At 63.9% G+C, this 18,114-nt stretch carries 14 protein-coding genes; 3 read left to right on the forward strand and 11 right to left on the reverse strand.

The window, feature by feature from the left end; all coding sequences use genetic code 11:
* Positions 1-66 precede the first annotated feature (66 nt).
* From ACNAOU_RS18165 to ACNAOU_RS18185, 5 genes are all read right to left on the reverse strand, one after another.
* Positions 67-1,554, reverse strand: coding sequence for a cation:dicarboxylate symporter family transporter (locus ACNAOU_RS18165; RefSeq protein WP_416428661.1), 1,488 nt, complete (start codon positions 1,552-1,554; stop codon positions 67-69).
* Positions 1,555-1,733: 179 nt separating this feature from the next.
* A complete protein-coding gene (locus ACNAOU_RS18170; protein WP_422757424.1) occupies positions 1,734-2,735 on the reverse strand; it encodes an endonuclease domain-containing protein in 1,002 nt (333 codons plus the stop codon).
* 137 nt (positions 2,736-2,872) lie between these two features.
* Complete coding sequence (locus ACNAOU_RS18175) at positions 2,873-3,640, reverse strand: SDR family oxidoreductase (protein WP_306876496.1); 768 nt, start codon at positions 3,638-3,640, stop codon at positions 2,873-2,875.
* A 37-nt stretch (positions 3,641-3,677) separates the two neighbouring features.
* The gene (locus ACNAOU_RS18180) at positions 3,678-4,424 is read right to left on the reverse strand and encodes an aspartate/glutamate racemase family protein (RefSeq protein ID WP_110503670.1); all 747 of its coding nucleotides are present in this window, start codon (positions 4,422-4,424) and stop codon (positions 3,678-3,680) included.
* Between the two features lie 32 nt (positions 4,425-4,456).
* Positions 4,457-6,022, reverse strand: coding sequence for an NCS1 family nucleobase:cation symporter-1 (locus tag ACNAOU_RS18185; RefSeq protein WP_018777067.1), 1,566 nt, complete (start codon positions 6,020-6,022; stop codon positions 4,457-4,459).
* A 291-nt stretch (positions 6,023-6,313) separates the two neighbouring features.
* On the opposite strand from ACNAOU_RS18185, the gene aceE reads away from it, so the two are divergent.
* On the forward strand, positions 6,314-9,073 hold the full coding sequence (aceE, locus tag ACNAOU_RS18190) for a pyruvate dehydrogenase (acetyl-transferring), homodimeric type (protein WP_422757425.1): 2,760 nt from the start codon (positions 6,314-6,316) through the stop codon (positions 9,071-9,073).
* Positions 9,074-9,158: 85 nt separating this feature from the next.
* Here the strand turns inward: aceE and ACNAOU_RS18195 are convergent, their stop codons facing one another.
* The gene (locus ACNAOU_RS18195; RefSeq protein ID WP_044569301.1) at positions 9,159-9,350 is read right to left on the reverse strand and encodes a YegP family protein; all 192 of its coding nucleotides are present in this window, start codon (positions 9,348-9,350) and stop codon (positions 9,159-9,161) included.
* 159 nt (positions 9,351-9,509) lie between these two features.
* Here ACNAOU_RS18195 and nboR point away from each other — a divergent pair, with 159 nt between their 5' ends.
* On the forward strand, positions 9,510-10,148 hold the full coding sequence (nboR, locus tag ACNAOU_RS18200) for a nicotine blue oxidoreductase (RefSeq protein WP_422757426.1): 639 nt from the start codon (positions 9,510-9,512) through the stop codon (positions 10,146-10,148).
* Positions 10,149-10,157: 9 nt separating this feature from the next.
* Positions 10,158-10,625 carry a GNAT family N-acetyltransferase gene (locus ACNAOU_RS18205; protein WP_422757427.1) on the forward strand — a complete coding sequence of 156 codons (468 nt, stop codon included), beginning with the start codon at positions 10,158-10,160 and terminating at the stop codon, positions 10,623-10,625.
* 90 nt (positions 10,626-10,715) lie between these two features.
* Here ACNAOU_RS18205 and ACNAOU_RS18210 read toward each other — a convergent pair whose 3' ends face one another.
* The 5 genes from ACNAOU_RS18210 to ACNAOU_RS18230 form a co-directional block, all read right to left on the reverse strand.
* Entirely contained in the window at positions 10,716-13,490 is a 2,775-nt protein-coding gene (locus ACNAOU_RS18210; RefSeq protein ID WP_422757428.1) for a molybdopterin-dependent oxidoreductase, read from the reverse strand.
* Positions 13,480-14,415, reverse strand: coding sequence for an FAD binding domain-containing protein (locus ACNAOU_RS18215; RefSeq protein WP_422757429.1), 936 nt, complete (start codon positions 14,413-14,415; stop codon positions 13,480-13,482). The genes ACNAOU_RS18210 and ACNAOU_RS18215 overlap by 11 nt, the downstream gene beginning before the upstream one ends.
* On the reverse strand, positions 14,406-15,629 hold the full coding sequence (locus ACNAOU_RS18220) for an XdhC family protein (protein WP_422757430.1): 1,224 nt from the start codon (positions 15,627-15,629) through the stop codon (positions 14,406-14,408). Before ACNAOU_RS18220 ends, ACNAOU_RS18215 begins: the two co-directional genes overlap by 10 nt.
* Positions 15,630-15,958: 329 nt before the next feature.
* Positions 15,959-17,542: an NCS2 family permease gene (locus ACNAOU_RS18225; RefSeq protein WP_018778861.1), complete on the reverse strand. Its 1,584-nt coding sequence runs from the start codon at positions 17,540-17,542 to the stop codon at positions 15,959-15,961.
* A gap of 6 nt (positions 17,543-17,548) precedes the next feature.
* Positions 17,549-18,043 (reverse strand): nucleoside deaminase, encoded by a 495-nt coding sequence (locus tag ACNAOU_RS18230; protein ID WP_018778860.1) that lies wholly within the window; start codon positions 18,041-18,043, stop codon positions 17,549-17,551.
* Positions 18,044-18,114: the final 71 nt, after the last annotated feature.

Below are 18,114 nucleotides of genomic sequence, written 5' to 3' on the forward strand. Positions count from 1 at the left end.
TTTTTGTACAGCTGATGCCCCTAAGACCACGTCTTAGGGGCATCAGCTGTACAAAAACCCGCCAGGTCAGTCAGGGCAGACCGGGGTGGACGGTTGCCCGGGCTTGCTCATCTCGAACTGGGGGATGTCGTCCGCTGCAGGTCCGCCGCGGAACTTCGGGGAGGGCTGCTGGCCGGTGCTGATGCGCTCCAGCTCCTGCTGTGCGTAGACCTCTTCCTTGCCGAGCATGATGGCCGTGTCCTCGTTGGTGATCTCGCCGTTGAAGGCGCGGACCATGACGCTGCGGTCGAACTGGCCTTCCCACTTTGCGACGACGAAGGTCGCTACGCAGTTGCCCAGCAGGTTCACCACGACGCGCATGGAGTCCATGAGGCGGTCGGCTCCGAGGAGGAGTGCCACGCCGGCTACCGGGAAAATGCCCAGTGCGGCCGCGGTGGCGGAGAGTGCCAGGAAGGACGAACCGGGAACGCCGGCCATGCCCTTGGAAGTCAGGAGCAGCACACCCAGCGCCGCCAGTTGCTGGCCGAGGTCCAGGTTGTGCCCGAACGCCTGGGCCAGGAACAACAGGGAGATGGAAAGGTAGATCGCTGCGCCGTCGAGGTTGAACGAGTAGCCGGTCGGAACCACAAGACCGGTGGTGGCACGGGAGCAGCCGGCGTTGGTCAGCTTGGTCATGATGCGTGGCATGACAGCTTCGGTGGAAGCAGTGCCGAGAGCCAGCAGGAACTCCTCCCGGGTGTACTTCAGGAACTGCCACAGCGGAACACGGGCGAAGCCCCAGGCCACGAGGAACAGCAGGCCGATGAAGACGATCGCGGCGCCGTAGCAGGACGCTATCAACAGGGCATACGTTCCAAGGGTGCCCACGCCGTACTGGCCGATAATGAACGCCATGGCACCGAAAGCACCGATGGGGGCCACCTTCATGATCCAGGACATGATCTTGAAGATCAGCTCCAGGACAGTCTCCATGAGGCTGATGACCGGGAGGCAACGGTCCCGGCCGATGACCACGATCGCGGCGCCGAAGAAGACCGAGAAGAAGAGCACCTGGAGCAGGCTGTTGCTGGCGAAAGCGCCGATCACGCTGACGGGAATGACATCCAGGATGAACGCTGCGGCGTCCTTGGGAGGCGCGTTGCCGGTCTTGGCGTTCAGTGCGTCCTGGGAAAGCGTTGAGGGGTCAATGTTCAGGCCGGCACCCGGCTGAACAATGTTGCCGACGATGAGCCCGAAGACCAAGGCGAAGAGAGTGGCGCCGGTGAAGTACAGGAGGGCTTTGACCCCGACCCTTCCGACCGCCTTGACGTCGCCCACTGCCGAGATGCCTGTGACGATCACGAGGAAAATCAGCGGGGCGATGATCATTTTGATGAGTTGAATGAATCCATCACCCAGTGGCCGGAGTGCGGACCCGATGTTCGGCCAGAAATGACCGATGAGCACACCTGCGACGACGGCGATCAGGATTTGAAAAAAGAGCGACTGGTACAGCCGCTTTTTCTTCTGCGGGGCCGAACTCGCCTTCAGCGCCGCGGGGTCTGGGATCTTCATTGATCTGAACCAATCAGTTTGGGAACAGCCCCTCGTTTTGGGGGGATGTTTTCAATGTAAGCCCGGTCACACCATTCCGCAAGGGGAAATTCGATTTCCATATTGTGGAAGTCACAATTGGTTTTTTGTACAGGTGATGCCCGCATGAGGGGTGTTTAGGGGCGGGAGCTGTACAAAAACTACGCTGCCCAGCCCTGCTTGCGGAGGGCCTGCGCCACCCGGGCAACCACCCACCTCTGCCCTTGCCGCATGTCGATCCTGTTGATCTTGACCTGCCGCCAACCGGCGTCTGCAACCCGCTGGTCCCGATAGGCGTCAAGCGCCTGCTGTTCGGGAGACAGATGATGAAGGCCTTCATACTCCAGGCAAGTGCGATACTCAGGGCATCCCAAGTCCGTCCACACAGGCCGCCCCAGGGCATCCATCACTGGACAGTTGGGCATAAACGCCGGCAAGCGGGCGTCCTCCAGCATGAGTCTCAGCTTGGTTTCCGGCGGGGAGTCGACACCCACCCTCAAGTCGTCGAGCGCCAAGCGGGCTTTGCGAACACCATGGACACCGTTGGCCCGCGCAACGAACGCGCGTAGTTCGGACAAGGAAACCATCGCTACCCTTGCCGGACCGAACGTGCGGGTATGTTCGCTGACAATGGCGTCGCCGGCCACCACCAAGTCTTCAATCGGCAGCATGGTGGCCAGGTCCACCCATGTACGCGCCACGGACGTGAGCACAACGCCGTCCAGATCAGCGAGGTCGCCTTCCCGCAACGTCAGCCTGTGACCGGCCACCCCTCTTCGCCGCGGCAAAGAACCACCCCGTGACCGTGACAGGTGGATAAATCTCCCCGGTTCGCGAAAGTGGGGGCCGCTCTTGGGACCCCAAGGAACAGGTTCCGCAACTGCGGTCACCGGCCCGCCGTCGTCGGGTTTGAAATGCGCCCAAGGAGGCAACGGCAGTCCCAGTACCTCAGCGGCACTGATGTGGCTGAGGAAATCGCCCTGACGAAGTTCAAGATGGGGCCGGGCGATGTCCAGTAGCGTCTGCGGTTTCTGCGGAATGCGGAGTCCGCGGCTGGGCACCACCAGGTCCGTTGCCCGGAGTCGCTTGGGAGCGACGCCATATTCCGCGGCCTCCTTGATGGTAAAGGCGCGACTAGAGAGGGCAGGGGGAAGAGGCGACAAAGGACGCATGCCCTATTGAGTCACAACGAAGGAGCCGGCGGGACGTTATCCACAGGTCCGCCCGCTCGGCCGCGAGTTTTTGTACAGCAGATGCCCTAAAGGGCCCGATTTAAGGGCGGTAAGTGTACAAAAACTCGCTAGCCGCGGCCTACGAACGGCATTCCGGCGGCCGTGACCACCAAGGATCCAACACTGGCCGTGGCCGGCATGTTGGCCATCATGAGCACGGCGCGGGCAGCATCTTCCACCGGAAACATGGGTTCCACCTTGCGGCTGCCGTCGGCTTGCAAGGCCCCTGAGCCCACGCCGATGGTGTCCATGATCTCCGTACGGGTATTGCCGATATCGATCTGCCCGCACGTGATCCCGAACGCCCGGCCATCAAGCTCGATGCTCTTGGTCAGGCCCGTCATCGCATGCTTGGTGACCGTGTAAGCCACGGACCTGGGCCTGGGCGAATGGGCCGAGATGGAACCATTGTTGATGATGCGCCCACCGTGCGGTTGCTGGTCCTTCATGGTCCGGACAGCCTCCGCAGCGCACAACATGGACCCCGTGACGTTGACACGCAGGGTTGCTTCCCACTCGTCAACGCCAATCTCCCCCACGTCTCCGGCCGGTCCGAAGACCCCGGCGTTGTTGAACAGCACATCCACCCGGCCCCAGCGTTGGCGCACCTCCGCGAAAAGGCGCGCGACGTCGTCGGGCACGGTTACGTCGCAGGGAACCGCCAGGGCATCCGGATGGCCGTCGGCGGTTTCAAGCAATTGCGCCTCCCGCCGCCCGGCCAGCGCTACCTTGTAGCCATCGGCCAGCATGAGCCTGGCGACGGCCCGCCCGATACCGGAACCGGCCCCGGTAACGACGGCGACCCTCAGGTCGGCGGGCAGGCTGGAGTCAGTCATGTGGTTGCCTCTCGGGTGGTGCGTTCAGCGCTTTGGCTCAGCGCGCGGCTTCGGCGGCCTGGGCTGCGGTTATCGGCCAGCCTATGACAGTCTTCGGGCGGGGCGTGGCATACGTTCGCACCTTGGACGTGGACAGGCCAAGGCGGACCAAGGACTCGGCGATCGTGACCGCAGCAGCAACCCCGTCCACCACGGGAACCCCGGTGCGTTGGCGGATCTGCTCATCCAGTCCGGCCATGCCGCCGCAGCCAAGGACGATCACTTCGGCCTTGTCATTCTGCACCGCTTGCTCCGCCTGGCCGACGATCGCCGCGACCGCACGTTCCGGATACTCCTCGAGTTCCAGCACAGCCATGCCACTGGCACGGACGGAGGCACAACGCGCTTCCAGCCCGGCGAGCTTGAGCCGGTCCTCGATGAGGGGAACCGCGCGGTCGAGCGTGGTCACCACGGAGTACTTGTGGCCCAGGAACATCGCCGTGCTGGCTGCGGCCTCGGTGATGTCCACGACCGGCACGTCCAGCAGTTCCTGGAGGCCTTCGCGGCCGTGCTCGCCGTAGCCGGCTTGGATGACGGCGTCGAACGGTTCCGGATAGTTGACCACGGCGTCCATGACGGCAATCGCGGCCAGGTAGCTTTCGAAGTTGCCTTCGCAGGAATCGGCGCCGAAGCGGGGTGTGATTCCGATGATCTCGGTGCCGGGCGCCGCCACCGCGCGGGCCTGGGCTGCAATGGAATCGGTCATGGATTGGGTGGTGTTGACGTTCGCGACAAGGATGCGCATGGAATGTCCTTTATATCTTTGGTTGACGGCGCTCAGTGCGTGCTGGCGACGGCGATTGGCTCGCCGGAAACGTCCTCGTGGACCTGCTTCTTGTCTGCCACGGCGAAGTACGTGAGCGCAGCGACGCCTGCTCCGATGAACCAGGCGAACGGAGCTGCGGCCGCCAAAGCGGGAATGAACGCGATGGCGATGGCCATGGCAGCGGCCGGAAGCATGGCGATAATGGCCTTGGGGTTGACGCCGCGCTTGTAGAAGTACGCGCCCTTGGGGTCTTCCGAGTACAGCTCCGGAACATTGACCTTGCCGCGCCGGACCAGCCAGTAGTCAGCCATGACCACACCGAACAGCGGGCCGAGCAAGGCGCCCAGGCCACCGAGGAAGTACACGATCACGATGGGGTTGTTGTAGAGGTTCCAGGGCAGGATGACCAGGCCGATGGTGCCGCTCACCCAGGCTGCCTTGCGGAAATTCAAGTGCCGCGGGAAAAGGTTCGTCAGTGCATAAACCGGGGCCACGAAATTGGCCATCAGGTTCACCGCGATGGTCAGGATCAACAGGGCAAGGCAGGCCAGGACCAGCAGGAGCGTATTCGGGATGCTCTGCACGATGTCCGACGGGCTCTGGATGACAGTGCCGTTGATCTTGTACTGGCCGCCGGCCATGACGACGACGATCGCACCAAAGACAAGCATGTTGATGGGGATGCCCCAGAAGTTGCCCTTGACGATGGACTTCCTGGACGTTGAAGAGCGGGTGAAGTCGCAGAAGTTCAGCACGAACGTTCCGTAGATGGATACCCACAGGGCGCCGCCGGCGAAAATGGTGAGCCACATTTCGGTGCCCTCAAGGCCCTTGATGCCGCTCCACTGGATGGCACCGCCGGCTTCGATGAAGACCCACACTGCAATGGCCGCCATCGTCACCAGGATGATGGGGCCGGCGAAGGCCTCGTACTTACGGATCATTTCCATGCCGAAGCTGACGATCACCAGCTGCACGATCCACAGCGCCACGAAGGAGAACCAGCCAAGGGTTGAAAGGCCGAGGATGGAGTTGCTGTCCAGGTCCTTCAGTCCGGGAGCCACGGCTACCAGCAGGACCCGGAGGACCACCGACGCCAGGTACGTCTGGATGCCGAACCAGGCAACGGCAACGGCACCGCGGACGAGGCTGGCGATCTGGGCTCCCCTGATGCCGAAGCTGATGCGGCTCATGACCGGGAACGGGACACCTGTCTTCTGGCCCATGAAACCTGAGAAATTCAGGAGGGCGAACAGAAGGACGGCGCCGATGCCCAGGGCTACCAGGATCTGCCATCCTCCCAGGCCCAGGGAAAACAGCCCGATGGCGAAGGCATAGTTACCCAGGCTGTGGACGTCGTTGGCCCAGAGGGTAAAGATGCTGTAGCTGGTCCACTTGCGGCCCTTGGCCTTGGTGGGGGCGAGGTCGATGTTGTAAAGACTGGGACTGATGGTACGGCCTGCGGCTTCGGAAGCAATCGCGCAAAGATCCGTGTTTCCCACGACCGGGTGGTTGGGGGCACCCGTCTTTGCGTCTTCCGGAGTCTCATTGACGCCGACTGATGAAGTCGTCTGCATCGTGGATCTCCACTTCGTACTGATTCCACATTATGGAATCGAGTTATTGAATAGTGAAAGAACTCTATGACGCAGGTCACGCCCGGTCAAGGCTTCACGCTGTATGCAGGGTCACATTTGGTTGTTTGCCGCCAGGTTTGCGGGTTGATTGTTTCGGATACGTAATCCGTGTTGACGCTGCCCATCGGCGGACGTAATCTCGAATTGCAGAATTTTATTCTCACAATACGAAATTCCTTGAGCGCCCCCCACAGAGCAAGCGCCCAGACATTCAATGAAGAGAGGTTGGACGTGGCTGCAGGAGAAGAGACCTCACACATCCTCAGCGGGTTGACTGCCCAGCTGCCTGATCGTGATCCGGAAGAGACCGCGGAGTGGATTGAGTCCCTTGATGCGTTGATCGCTGAGCAGGGTACCGAGCGGGCTCAGTACATTATGCGTTCGTTGTTGCAGCGTGCTGGTGCCCGGTCGGTGGGTGTGCCGATGGTGACGACCACTGATTATGTGAACACGATCCCGGTGGATCAGGAAGCGCCGTTCCCGGGGAACGAGGAGTTCGAGCGCCGGTACCGGGCGTATATGCGGTGGAACGCTGCGGTGATGGTCCATCGTGCGCAGCGCTCCGATATTGGTGTGGGTGGGCATATTTCCACTTATGCCGGTGCTGCGACGTTGTATGAGGTGGGCTTCAACCATTTCTTCCGCGGCAAGGACCACCCCAGTGGCGGGGACCAGGTGTTTTTCCAGGGTCACGCGTCTCCGGGGATGTACGCCAGGGCGTTCATGGAAGGCCGGTTGAGCGAAGAAGACCTGGACGGGTTCCGTCAGGAGAAGTCCAAGGCCGGGCACGCGTTGTCCTCGTACCCGCACCCGCGGTTGATGCCTGATTTCTGGGAATTCCCGACCGTGTCGATGGGTATCGGCCCGATGAACGCGATTTACCAGGCCCAGTCCAACCGGTACCTGCAGAACCGTGGGATCAAGGACACCTCGGACCAGCAGGTCTGGGCGTTCCTTGGTGACGGGGAAATGGACGAGCCCGAGTCCCGTGGTCTGCTGCAGCTGGCAGCGAACGAGAACCTGGACAACCTGAACTTCGTGATCAACTGCAACCTTCAGCGCCTGGACGGGCCGGTGCGTGGCAACGGCAAGATCATGCAGGAACTCGAAGCGTTCTTCCGCGGTGCGGGCTGGAACGTGATCAAGGTCGTCTGGGGCCGGGAATGGGACTCCCTGCTGGAAGCGGACAAGGACGGGGCGTTGGTGAAAATCATGAACGAAACCCCCGATGGTGACTACCAGACCTACAAGGCCGAGTCCGGCGGGTTCGTCCGTGAGCACTTCTTCGGTAAGTCCCCGCAGACCAAGGACATGGTCGCGGACCTGGACGATGAGCAGATCTGGGGCCTCAAACGCGGCGGTCACGACTACCGCAAGGTCTACGCCGCGTACAAGGCAGCGACCGAGTTCAAGGGCAAACCCACCGTGATCCTGGCCAAAACGGTCAAGGGCTACGGCCTGGGCCCGCACTTCGAGGGCCGCAACGCGACCCACCAAATGAAGAAGCTCACCATGGAAGACCTCAAAGCCTTCCGTGACCACCTGCGCATCCCGATCAGCGATGACCAGCTCGACGCCGACCTTTACCGGCCCCCGTACTACCACCCCGGCATGGACGCCCCGGAAATCAAATACCTCATGGACCGCCGCGCCGAACTCGGCGGGTTCGTGCCCGAACGGCGCCGCACCCACACCCCGGTCACCCTGCCCGAAGCCAAATCCTACGACGTCGCCAAACGCGGATCCGGCAAACAACAAGCCGCGACCACCATGGCCTTCGTCCGGCTCCTCAAAGACCTCATGCGCGACAAAAACTTCGGCGCCCGGTTCGTGCCCGTGGTCCCGGACGAATCCCGCACCTTCGGCATGGACGCGTTCTTCCCGACCGCGAAAATCTACAACCCCAAAGGCCAGAACTACCTCTCCGTGGACCGCGACCTCGTCCTGGCCTACAAAGAATCACCCGCAGGCCAACTGATCCACCCCGGCATCAACGAAGCCGGCGCCGTCGCAGCATTCACCGCCGCCGGCACCGCCTACGCCACCCACGGCGAACCCCTGGTCCCGATCTACGTGTTCTACTCCATGTTCGGCTTCCAACGCACCGGAGATTCCTTCTGGGCCGCCGCGGACCAAATGACCCGCGGCTTCATCATCGGCGCGACCGCAGGACGAACCACCCTCACCGGCGAAGGACTCCAACACGCCGACGGGCACTCCCCCATCCTGGCCTCCACCAACCCCGCCGTCCGCACCTACGACCCCGCCTACGGCTACGAAATCGGCCACATCATCCGCCACGGCCTCGAACAAATGTACGGCGAGGCCAGTGACGATAAAAACGTCATGTACTACCTCACCGTCTACAACGAGCCCATCACCCAACCCGCCGAACCCGAAAACCTCGACACCAACGGGCTCCTCAAAGGCATCTACCAACTCGCCGACGCCCCCGAGAGCACCACCGGAAACGGAAACCGCCCCACCGCGAACATCCTCGCCTCCGGCGTGTCCGTCCCCTGGGCCCTCGAAGCCCAAAAAATCCTCAACGACGACTGGGGCGTCGCCGCGACCGTCTGGTCCGTGACCTCCTGGAACGAACTCCGACGCGACGGACTCGACGCCGAAGAACACGCCTTCCTCAACCCCGGCCAACCCACCCGCACACCCTTCATCACCGAACAACTCCACGGCCACACCGGACCAGTCATCGCAGTCTCCGACTACATGAAAGCCGTCCCCGACCAAATCCGACAATTCATCCCCAACGACTTCGCCTCCCTCGGAGCAGACGGCTTCGGCTTCTCCGACACCCGCCAAGCCGCACGCCGCTACTTCAAAAACGACACCCACTCCATCGTCGCCAAAACCCTCCAGTTGCTGGCGGCGAGGGGTGAAGTCGAGGAGGGCGCGCCGTCGTACGCCATTGACCGCTACAAACTGCTCGACGTCAACGCCGGTACCACCGGCGGAGCAGGCGGCGACGCCTGACAACCCGCACTAACGACAGTTGGCGGCAGTGTTCGTGAAGAACACTGCCGCCAACTGTCGTTGTGCTGGTTTCGCCGGACCGGGCTCAGGTGCCCAGGTTCCGCCGGTCGACCACAAAGCCCGTTGCCGCGTTCTCGCGGACTGCGTTGATACCGGCCACCACGGCCTTCAAATTGGGAAACTGCGGCGACACTGCCACAACTGTGCCGTCCTCGGCTGTGAGCCTGAAACGGAATGAATTGGTACCTGCTTTGAGAATCTCGAAACTGCCCGCCATTTTCCCCTGTCCTCACGCGTCGTTGCGTAACCGAGCTGACCTCATAACTCCGTCATCGACCCTAATAGCCAATTCACGGGGCCAACAGCCCTACTCAGCAGTAGTTTGAAACCGATATCGGTAGATCAAATGGAAAGCCACCCAGGAGCTAGAGACCGCATGAACCCCCGCGCGTATGGTGAGGATATGACTCCATCCGGCACGACACCCACCACCGGTGTCCTGCTCGCCGCCGGCGCCGGCACCCGCCTGGGGCGTGGCCCCAAGGCGCTGCTGCCTTTCCGCGCCCGCACGCTGGTGGAAGTCCTGGCCGACACACTGTTCGACGGCGGCTGCAGCGAGGTAGTGGTGGTCCTCGGCGCAGAGGCCGACCGCGTCCGCAGCGCCACGGAGCTGGGCCCGCATACGGTGGTGGATAACCCCGACTGGGCCAAGGGAATGGCCGGATCCTTCCGCGCCGGCATCGACGCCGCCACCTCCGGCAACAACATCATGGTAGCCCTGGTCGACCAGCCCGGGTTGACCCCGACGGCGGTGAGCAGGCTGCTGGGCAGCCATCGTCCCGGCCGGGTCACCGCAGCCGCCTACCCGGATGCATCAGGCCATCTGAAACGCAGGCACCCGGTGATTTTCGACGTCGGCCTCCGCTCCGAGGCGGCCGCAGCCGCCCATGGTGACACGGGGGCGCGTTCCTTCCTCAAAGCCCATCCGGGGTTGGTGGACCTGGTGGACTGCAGCGATCTCTGCTCGGGCGAGGACCTGGATACGAAGGACCATCTGCATCTTCTGGACGGGTAAATTGGTTCCATGATCCGCATCGAACCTGACGATCCCGCACGCCCTGACGTCCATGCCCTCCTGAGCGAGCACCTGGCCGACATGTTCGCCACGTCGCCGGCCGAGAGCGTCCACGCGCTGGATCACTCCGCGTTGTCCCACGAATCGATCACGTTCTGGACGGCCCGCGAGGACGGCGTGCTGTTGGGATGCGGCGCGTTGAAGGCGTTGTCCGCCGGGCGTGCAGAGATCAAGTCCATGCGGACAACGGCCCAGGCCCGTGGCCGGGGTGTGGCAACCCGGTTGCTTGAACACATCGTGGCCGAGGCCGGGCGCCGGGGCTTTGAACTGCTCAGCCTCGAGACCGGCACGGAGGATTACTTCGCCCCGGCCCGCCGCCTGTATGCACGGCATGGCTTCACCGAATGCCCGCCGTTCGGCGACTACACCCTGGACCCCCACAGCGTGTTCATGGAACTCCCCGTTTCACCCAAGTAGGGGACAACAATCGTCGTAATGAAGGCTCATACCGACGTTTGCTGTCCCCTGCCTGGCTTAGCGGGTTGCTTGGGTTGGCGGGCAGCCTCGTTAGACGGGCGCAGTGGTCCGGTCGCGGAGGGCCAGGTAGATCTTGTCCCGCGCGATGGGCAGCTCACCGAAGCGGACGCCCGTTGCGTTGCGGATGGCGTTGGCCAGTGCGGGTGCCACCGGGTTGAACGGGCTCTCACTCATGGACTTGGCACCCAGCGGACCGGTGGAGTCGTTGGTGGCGGCGAAGTACACCTCGCTCCGGGGCACGTCCGCGAACGACGGGATGTGGTACTGCCGCAAAATGTCCGTGGTGACCCGTCCGGCGTCGTCCACTTTCACTTCCTCGTACAGCACCGCGCCGAGCGCCTGCGCGATCCCGCCCTCGATCTGTCCCCGGCATTGCCGCGGATTCACCACCACTCCGGCGTCGGCTGCCTGCACGCTTTGCAGGATCCGCAGCTCCCCCGTTCCCCTGTTCACGGCGACGCGGAAACCATGGACGTTGAACGCCACCGAACGCGGCGTCCCTCCCCAGTTCCCATCCGTGGCGAGCCGAACGCCTTGCAGCCGGGCGGCGTCGGCGATGTCCTTCAGCGGCACCGAGCGGTCGCCGCACTCCACGGCTCCGTCCACCAGACGGCAATCGCCCAGGGGCGCACCGGTCAGCGAGGACGCAACTGTTTGGATGCGGGTGGCGAGTTCGAGCGCAGCGCCCAGCGTCGCTTTCCCGGCCACCACCGTTCCGGCTGAACCGAACGCGCCGGTGTCGTGCTCCACCAGGTCGGTATCCGACTGTCGCACCGTCACCTTTGACGCCGAGGTTGCCAGCGCGGTGGCAGCCAGCTGCGCATGGACAGTTGTGGTGCCGTTCCCGAATTCCGCAGTTCCGACGTCGACGGCGAACCTTCCGTCCGCTTCCAGGCTCACCCGGGTGTGGGCGAAGTGGCCACGCGGCGGCACGGTGTCGATCATGGACAACGCCGAGCCTTCCCCGACCATCCATTCCGGCCCGAGGTTGTCCAGCCCTGCCGCACGGTAGCGTTCCTTCCCCCGGTCCAGGGCGTCGCGCACCAACGCCACGCACTGGTCAAGGCCGTAGCTCCCGTAGTGGACGTCTTCTTCCGGCTCGGGCGTAGTGGACAGCATGTGATCGCCGGGCCGGACCATGTTCTTGAGCCGGAACTCCAGGGGATCCATGCCGATGCCCACTGCGAGTTCATCAATGGCCGACTCGATCGCGAAGATCATCTGGCTCAGCCCGTAACCACGGAAAGCCCCGGCAGGAACGGTGTTGGTGTAGACGGCGTGGGCATCCACTTTCTTGTTCACGCACTTGTACACGGCCAACGATTCGCCGCAACCGTGGAACATCACGCCGGGAGCGTGGTTTCCATAGGCGCCGGTGTTCGTGAGGACGTTCAGTTGCAGCGCGGTGAGGTATCCGTCCCTGTTGGCGCCGGCCTTCAGGTGAATCGTGAAGGGGTGGCGCGTAGTGGTTGCGGTGAACTGTTCGGTCCGGGTGAACTCCAGCTGGACGGGCCGCTTCAACGTGAGGGCTGCAAGGGCAACGAGGTCCTCGGTGAGCACCTCCTGCTTGCCGCCGAACCCGCCACCGACACGACCGGCCACCACGCGGATGGTCTCCGGCGGCAGGTTGAACAGACGGCTCAGCGTCCGCTTCACCAGGAACGGAACCTGCGTGGAGGAACGGACCATCAGCCGGCCATCGTCATCCAGCCAGGCAATGGAGGCGTGCGTTTCCATGGCCACGTGCTGGACGCGTTGGGTCTGGTAAGTGTGTTCGTGGATGAAATCGGCGGCAGCGAAACCATCAGCCACGCTGCCAAGTTCAGCATGGACCTCGGCCACCACGTTCTGCAGCGGCCGGGAGATGCGTGACGCTTCGCCGTCCTTCTCACCGTGGATGGCCGGCGCGCCGGGGAGGATGGCTTCCTGGGGAGTGAAAACCGGCTCCAGGAGTTCGTACTGCACCTCCAGCGCACGGGCCCCGGCCTCAGCCGCGCCCACGGATTCGGCGACCACAGCGGCCACCCGCTGCCCGATGAACCGCACCACGTCGTCCAGGACTCGGGTGTCGTCGGGATCGTCCGTGAAGTTCTCGTGCTGCGCCGTGGAAAAGAGCTGCTGCGGGGCATCCTCGTGGGTGAAGACAGCCACCACGCCCGGAACCGCCAGCGCGGGGGCCTTGTTGATGGACACGATCCGCGCGTGGGGGTGCGGGGACCTCAGCAGTTTCATGTGCAGCAGGCCCGGCAATTGTTCAGCCGGGACATCCAGGGCGTAGCGGGCAGTGCCTGTCACCACGGCCTGGCCGGCGGGTGCGGGGACGTTGTCCCCGAGCTGGCCGGGCGTGGCGGGAACGGGAGCTGCGGTGGCGGGAACGCCGCCGTGGCCGCAGACCGCGTCCGCGATGGCGCGGTAGCCGGTGCAGCGGCACAGGTTGCCCTTGAGGTTGCGGGGCAGGTTGGCGCGTTGCTCGTCGTCGAACGTGGCTGCCGTCATCATCATCCCGGCGGTGCAGAAACCGCATTGGAAACCCTGCGCCTCCAGGAACTGTTCCTGCACAGGGTGCAGGCCATCGGCCGTGGCCAGGCCCTCGATGGTGGTGACTGCTTTGCCCTCGGCACGGACCGCCGGGTAGATGCAGCTGTGTACGGGCGTGCCGTCGACGTGCACTGTGCAGGCACCGCAGTCACCGCCGTCGCAGCCCTTCTTGACGCCGAAGTTGCCTTGCTCCCGGAGGAACGTGCGAAGGCACTGGCCGGGGCGGGGGGCGTCCTGCGCGGCGGTGCCGTTGATCTCAATTGCCATGGGAGGCCTCCTTGTGGGTGCCTGACGTTTCGGGTTGCGTGGACGGCTGGGGCGAAGTGGCATGCGGCGGCCAGAAATCGCCGGACACCGTCATCGACTCATCCAGCAGCTCGGCCCGGATCTCTTCGGCCAGCTTGAGGGTCATGTCGCGGCGCCATGCCGGGAGCCCGTGGATGTCGTCGTGGTACAGCGGCCAGGGAATGGAACGCCCGACGGCGTGGGCCAGCGCTGCTGCGTCGGGAACCTGGCCGACGGGGAACCTGAGTTGTACGGGCCTTTTGGTGGCTGCGGTGACGGTGATGACCAGGCCAAAAACGGGGTCGAGCCTGCCGATAAGCAGCACTCCGGAGCGCCCCAGGTTGCTCAGGGACAAACGCCGGAAAGCCACCCGGGCGGAGAGCGCTTCGGCGGGGAGGTGGATGCTGCGGAGCAACTCCCCCGGCTCCAGCACTGTCTGCATATCGCCCACCACAACGTCTGCCACCGGAACGGTCCGACTGCTTCCGTCAGGGCTGAGGATGGTTGCCGTACCATCCAGTCCTGCGCAGAGGGACGTCATGGGCCCGGCAGGCAGCCCGGTGCAGATGTTCCCGCCAACCGTGGACATGTTCCAGATCTTGAACGACGCCACGAACGAGTCGCAGCACGGCCGGATCAGTGCCAGTCCCGGCCACTCGCGGTCCGCGGTACCGGCGGAAAGCGGCAGGGCATAGAGCTCCGCAACGGTGCAGGTAGCGGCCAGTTCAATCCCGTCATCGGTGACGGTGATGGCCGGCCAGCCGGCTTGGCCAAGGTCCAGCAGCCGCGTGAGTACGGTGCTTCCGTAGGAGAAGAGGACAGTGCCTCCGGCGAGCCAGGCATCGCCTTCACGCCATTGCGCGGGGTCCGTGGTGGGGACCACGGCCTCGATGGTGTTCATGTCCATGGGTCCTCCTGAGTGAGGTGTCGAGGGGCCGGGTGGATCGGACCGGTGCTGTCTTTGAGGGAAGGGAAGCTGTCCCTGTGGTGGCTGGTCCCGCGCCCGGCGATGATTTCGGCTGCGATGGAGACGGCTACTTCGGCCGGAGTCACGGCGCCGAGGTCCAGCCCGATGGGCGAATGCAAGCGGTCCAGGTCTTCGGAAGGTGTTCCGGCCTGCAGGAGTGCGTCCACCCGTTGGCGGTGGCTGCGGCGCGAACCCATCGCACCGACGTAGGACAGGTTCAGCCGGAGCGCGGCCTGGATCAAGGGGATGTCGAACTTGGGATCGTGGGTCAGGACGCACACCACGGTGCGGGAATCGAGTCGCCCACCGGCTGCCTCGGACTCGAGGTAACGGTGCGGCCAGTCGGTGACAACCTGGTCTGCACCGGAAAAACGCTGCTGGGAGGCGAAGGCAGGCCGGGCATCACAGAGGGTGACGTTGTAGCCAAGGAGCTGCCCGGCCGGCAACAGGGCGGCGCCGAAGTCGTTGGCTCCGAAGACAATCATCCGTGCCGCCGGCAAGCGGCTTTCCACGAACAACGTGATGGGCTGTGGCTCTTCTTCTTCCCGGGGCGGGGCGGCCAGCCTTTCGGTGGTGACCCATCCGTCGATGCATCCTTCCGGCGGGGCCAGCCGGACCAAACCCGCCCGGCCGCCCTGGAGCAGTGGCTCCACCTGGGCAGCTGCGGCAAAAAGCGTGGAGGGGTGGTCGCCCAGCAGTACGGCAAGTTCCTGCGACTCCATGGCCCGGAACCGGACAGGGTCATCCACCAACATGACTCCGCCCTTGGCATCGAGCCGGCGAATCAGGGCTGCCGGGCGTTGCGGTCCGGCGAACAACGACAGTTCCGGCGCGCCGGCCCCGAAAGGCTGGATGTGGACTTCCAGCTCGCCGCCGCAGGTAAGTCCGACGGCGAACGCGTCCTCGGCACTGAAGCCGTAGGACTCAAGGCGCGGACCGCCGTCGCGCATGGCTTCCAGCGCCGCCTCCACGACGGCGCCTTCAACGCAACCACCGGACAAGCTGCCCAGGATTTCGCCGTTTTCGGAGACCATCATGGAGGTCCCCAAGGGCCGCGGCACGGAACCGCCGCTCCCTACGATCGTGGCCACGGCCAGTCGTTGGCCGGAGACCGCAGGCCGCCAGCTGCCCAGTGAAGGCATCAGATCCAGCATGGCAACACGTCCTTTTTCCAGGTGTCCCGGCCGGGATGGCCCAGCCGGAGCAGTGCGCGATCTTGCCCCATATTCTCATTTCCGGAGGATGTTGAGGGGTAGTCGCGGTTTTTCAGTAAGAGTTCAATCGGTCAGTGTTCATAGGAACGGGGGCAAGGGCTTCATCTCCCTGCCCCCGTTCCCTGACGGAGCGTCGGCGCCCGGCCGCCGCCCGTCGTCGTGCCTGGTGAGAGGGACCACGACGACGGACGCCTATTCATGCGGTGGCTACCGACGGACCGTCGATCGGAGTGCCGGAAGGGACCCGCCGGCGCGGGGTGCGGTCCCGGTCAGACGCCCATCAGGGCGTTGATGGGTCCGCGGGCAAAGTAGATGATGAAGCCAACCGTGACCACCCACATGAGCGGATGGACCTTCTTGGCTTTGCCCGAGGCCGCGCTGATCACCGCGAAGGAGATGAACCCGACCCCGATGCCGTTGGCGATGGAGTACGTCAGCGGCATGGTCACGATGGTGAGGAACGCAGGGAGCGCGATGGAGAACTTGGTGAACTTGATCTCGCGGATCTGCGCCATCATCATCGCGCCCACCACCACCAGTGCCGCAGCAGCCACTTCCAACGGGACAACCGAGGTAAGCGGTGTGAAGAACATCGAGCCCAGGAACAGCAGGCCGGTGACCACGGAGGCCAGGCCGGTGCGTGCGCCTTCGCCGATGCCGGCTGCGGAGTCGATGTACACGGTGTTGGATGAACCCGAGGTTGCCCCGCCCACCACTGCACCCATGCCTTCAACGATGAAGGCCGACTTCAGCTTGGGGAACGTGCCGTCCTTGTGTGCCACGCCGGCGCTCTTGGCCAGGCCGGTCATGGTGCCCATGGCGTCGAAGAAATTGGTGAACACCAAGGTGAAGACCAGCATGGTGGCGGCGAGACCGCCAATCCGGGCAAACGAACCGAAGAGGTCGAACTGGCCTACCAGGCTGAGGTCCGGAACGGACACCAGCTGGCTGGACAGGATGGGCACGTTGAGATGCCAACCGCCGGGGTTGTCCGCGGTGCCGGGTCCGATGTGGAAGATGGCCTCGACAACAGCGGCAAGGACCGTGGTGGCGACGATGCCGATCAGCAGGCCGCCCTGGATTTTGCGTGCCACGAGGATGCCCATGGCCAGCAATCCAACAATAAAGACGAGGGTGGGGATGGAGGTGATGGATCCATCGTTGCCCAGCTGGACCGGCGGGCCGCCCGCGGTGGGACGGACAAAACCGGAGTCGACAAAGCCGATGAAGGCGATGAACAGGCCGATGCCAACGGTGATGGCGGCCTTGAGTTCCTTGGGGACCGCCTTGAAGATCGCGGTCCGGGCACCAGTGGCACCGAAGAGGACGATCAGGATGCCGTTGATGACCACCAGGCCCATGGCTTCCGGCCACGTGACTTCCTGGATGACTGCTACCGCCAGGAAGGAGTTGATGCCCAGGCCTGCTGCCAGACCGAACGGCAGGTTGGCGATCAGACCGAAAACAATGGTCATGACCCCTGCGGTCAAGCCGGTGACGGCACCGACCTGGGCGGCCGAAAGCCAACCGCCGGCCACGTCCGTCGGGGCGTTTTCTGCGGAGAAACCGCCCAGGATGAGCGGGTTCAGGATGACGATGTACGCCATGGTGAAGAAGGTGACCAGGCCGCCCCGGAATTCACGGGCCAGCGTGGATCCACGCTTGGAGATCTGGAAAAACTTGTCCAGGAAGGAGTTCGACACCGGGGGCTTGCTGTTGCCGCTGGCCTGTCCGGTTGCCGTGTGCTTTGCGGCTGTGGGCTCTGCGCCTTTGCTTCCCTCCGGGAAGAGCGCAGCCTGCTTTTCAGCTGCTGTCTGCATTTCTGCGTTGTCCAGGATGTTCATGTCAGCCACCGGGCCCTAGTAATCAATCCTGGAATCAAGCGTGTTCCATGTGTTGAACGGCTGGAGGGCCTCCGGAGCCTGGGGGTCGCCCAGTTCCAGCTTGGCTACCGGCATCAGCGCGTCCCGGTTGTCGTTCTCGAAGTACTCGTAGAAGACGGCGTCATCGAAGCCGACGGATGCGGCGTCGTGACGGTCTGCGGCAAAGAACACGCGGTCAACGCGTGCCCAGAGCGCGGAAGCCAGGCACATGGGGCATGGCTCGCAGCTGGTGTAGAGGGTTGCTCCGCTCAGATCGAAGGTTCCCAGTTCGCGGCAGGCGTTGCGGATGGCCGTGACTTCTGCGTGTGCGGTGGGATCGTTCGAGGCGGTAACGCGGTTGACGCCTTCAAAGGCTCGTCCGTCCGCGGTGACAATGACGGCCCCGAACGGGCCCCCACTGTTGAGGACATTGGCTGTAGCCAGCTCAATGGATGTGGCCAGGAATTGCTCGGCCGTGACGGTTGTACTCATGTTGCGACTTCCTTAGTGCTGTGGAAGCCGGGTGACCGTTTGGGGGCGCTGCAAAAAGAGCTCCAGTCAGC

This window comes from Paenarthrobacter sp. C1 (genome assembly GCF_049315185.1).
Classification (GTDB): domain Bacteria; phylum Actinomycetota; class Actinomycetes; order Actinomycetales; family Micrococcaceae; genus Arthrobacter; species Arthrobacter nicotinovorans.

Excerpts from the sequence above, each read along its gene's own strand:
- ACNAOU_RS18165 (WP_416428661.1), bottom strand. The coding sequence starts at position 1,554 with ATGAAGATCCCAGACCCCGCGGCGCTGAAGGCGAGTTCGGCCCCGCAG.
- ACNAOU_RS18175 (WP_306876496.1), bottom strand. The coding sequence starts at position 3,640 with ATGACTGACTCCAGCCTGCCCGCCGACCTGAGGGTCGCCGTCGTTACC.
- ACNAOU_RS18180 (WP_110503670.1), bottom strand. The coding sequence starts at position 4,424 with ATGCGCATCCTTGTCGCGAACGTCAACACCACCCAATCCATGACCGAT.
- ACNAOU_RS18185 (WP_018777067.1), bottom strand. The coding sequence starts at position 6,022 with ATGCAGACGACTTCATCAGTCGGCGTCAATGAGACTCCGGAAGACGCA.
- ACNAOU_RS18195 (WP_044569301.1), bottom strand. The coding sequence starts at position 9,350 with ATGGCGGGCAGTTTCGAGATTCTCAAAGCAGGTACCAATTCATTCCGT.
- nboR (WP_422757426.1), top strand. The coding sequence starts at position 9,510 with ATGAACCCCCGCGCGTATGGTGAGGATATGACTCCATCCGGCACGACA.
- ACNAOU_RS18205 (WP_422757427.1), top strand. The coding sequence starts at position 10,158 with ATGATCCGCATCGAACCTGACGATCCCGCACGCCCTGACGTCCATGCC.
- ACNAOU_RS18210 (WP_422757428.1), bottom strand. The coding sequence starts at position 13,490 with ATGGCAATTGAGATCAACGGCACCGCCGCGCAGGACGCCCCCCGCCCC.
- ACNAOU_RS18215 (WP_422757429.1), bottom strand. The coding sequence starts at position 14,415 with ATGGACATGAACACCATCGAGGCCGTGGTCCCCACCACGGACCCCGCG.
- ACNAOU_RS18220 (WP_422757430.1), bottom strand. The coding sequence starts at position 15,629 with ATGCTGGATCTGATGCCTTCACTGGGCAGCTGGCGGCCTGCGGTCTCC.
- ACNAOU_RS18230 (WP_018778860.1), bottom strand. The coding sequence starts at position 18,043 with ATGAGTACAACCGTCACGGCCGAGCAATTCCTGGCCACATCCATTGAG.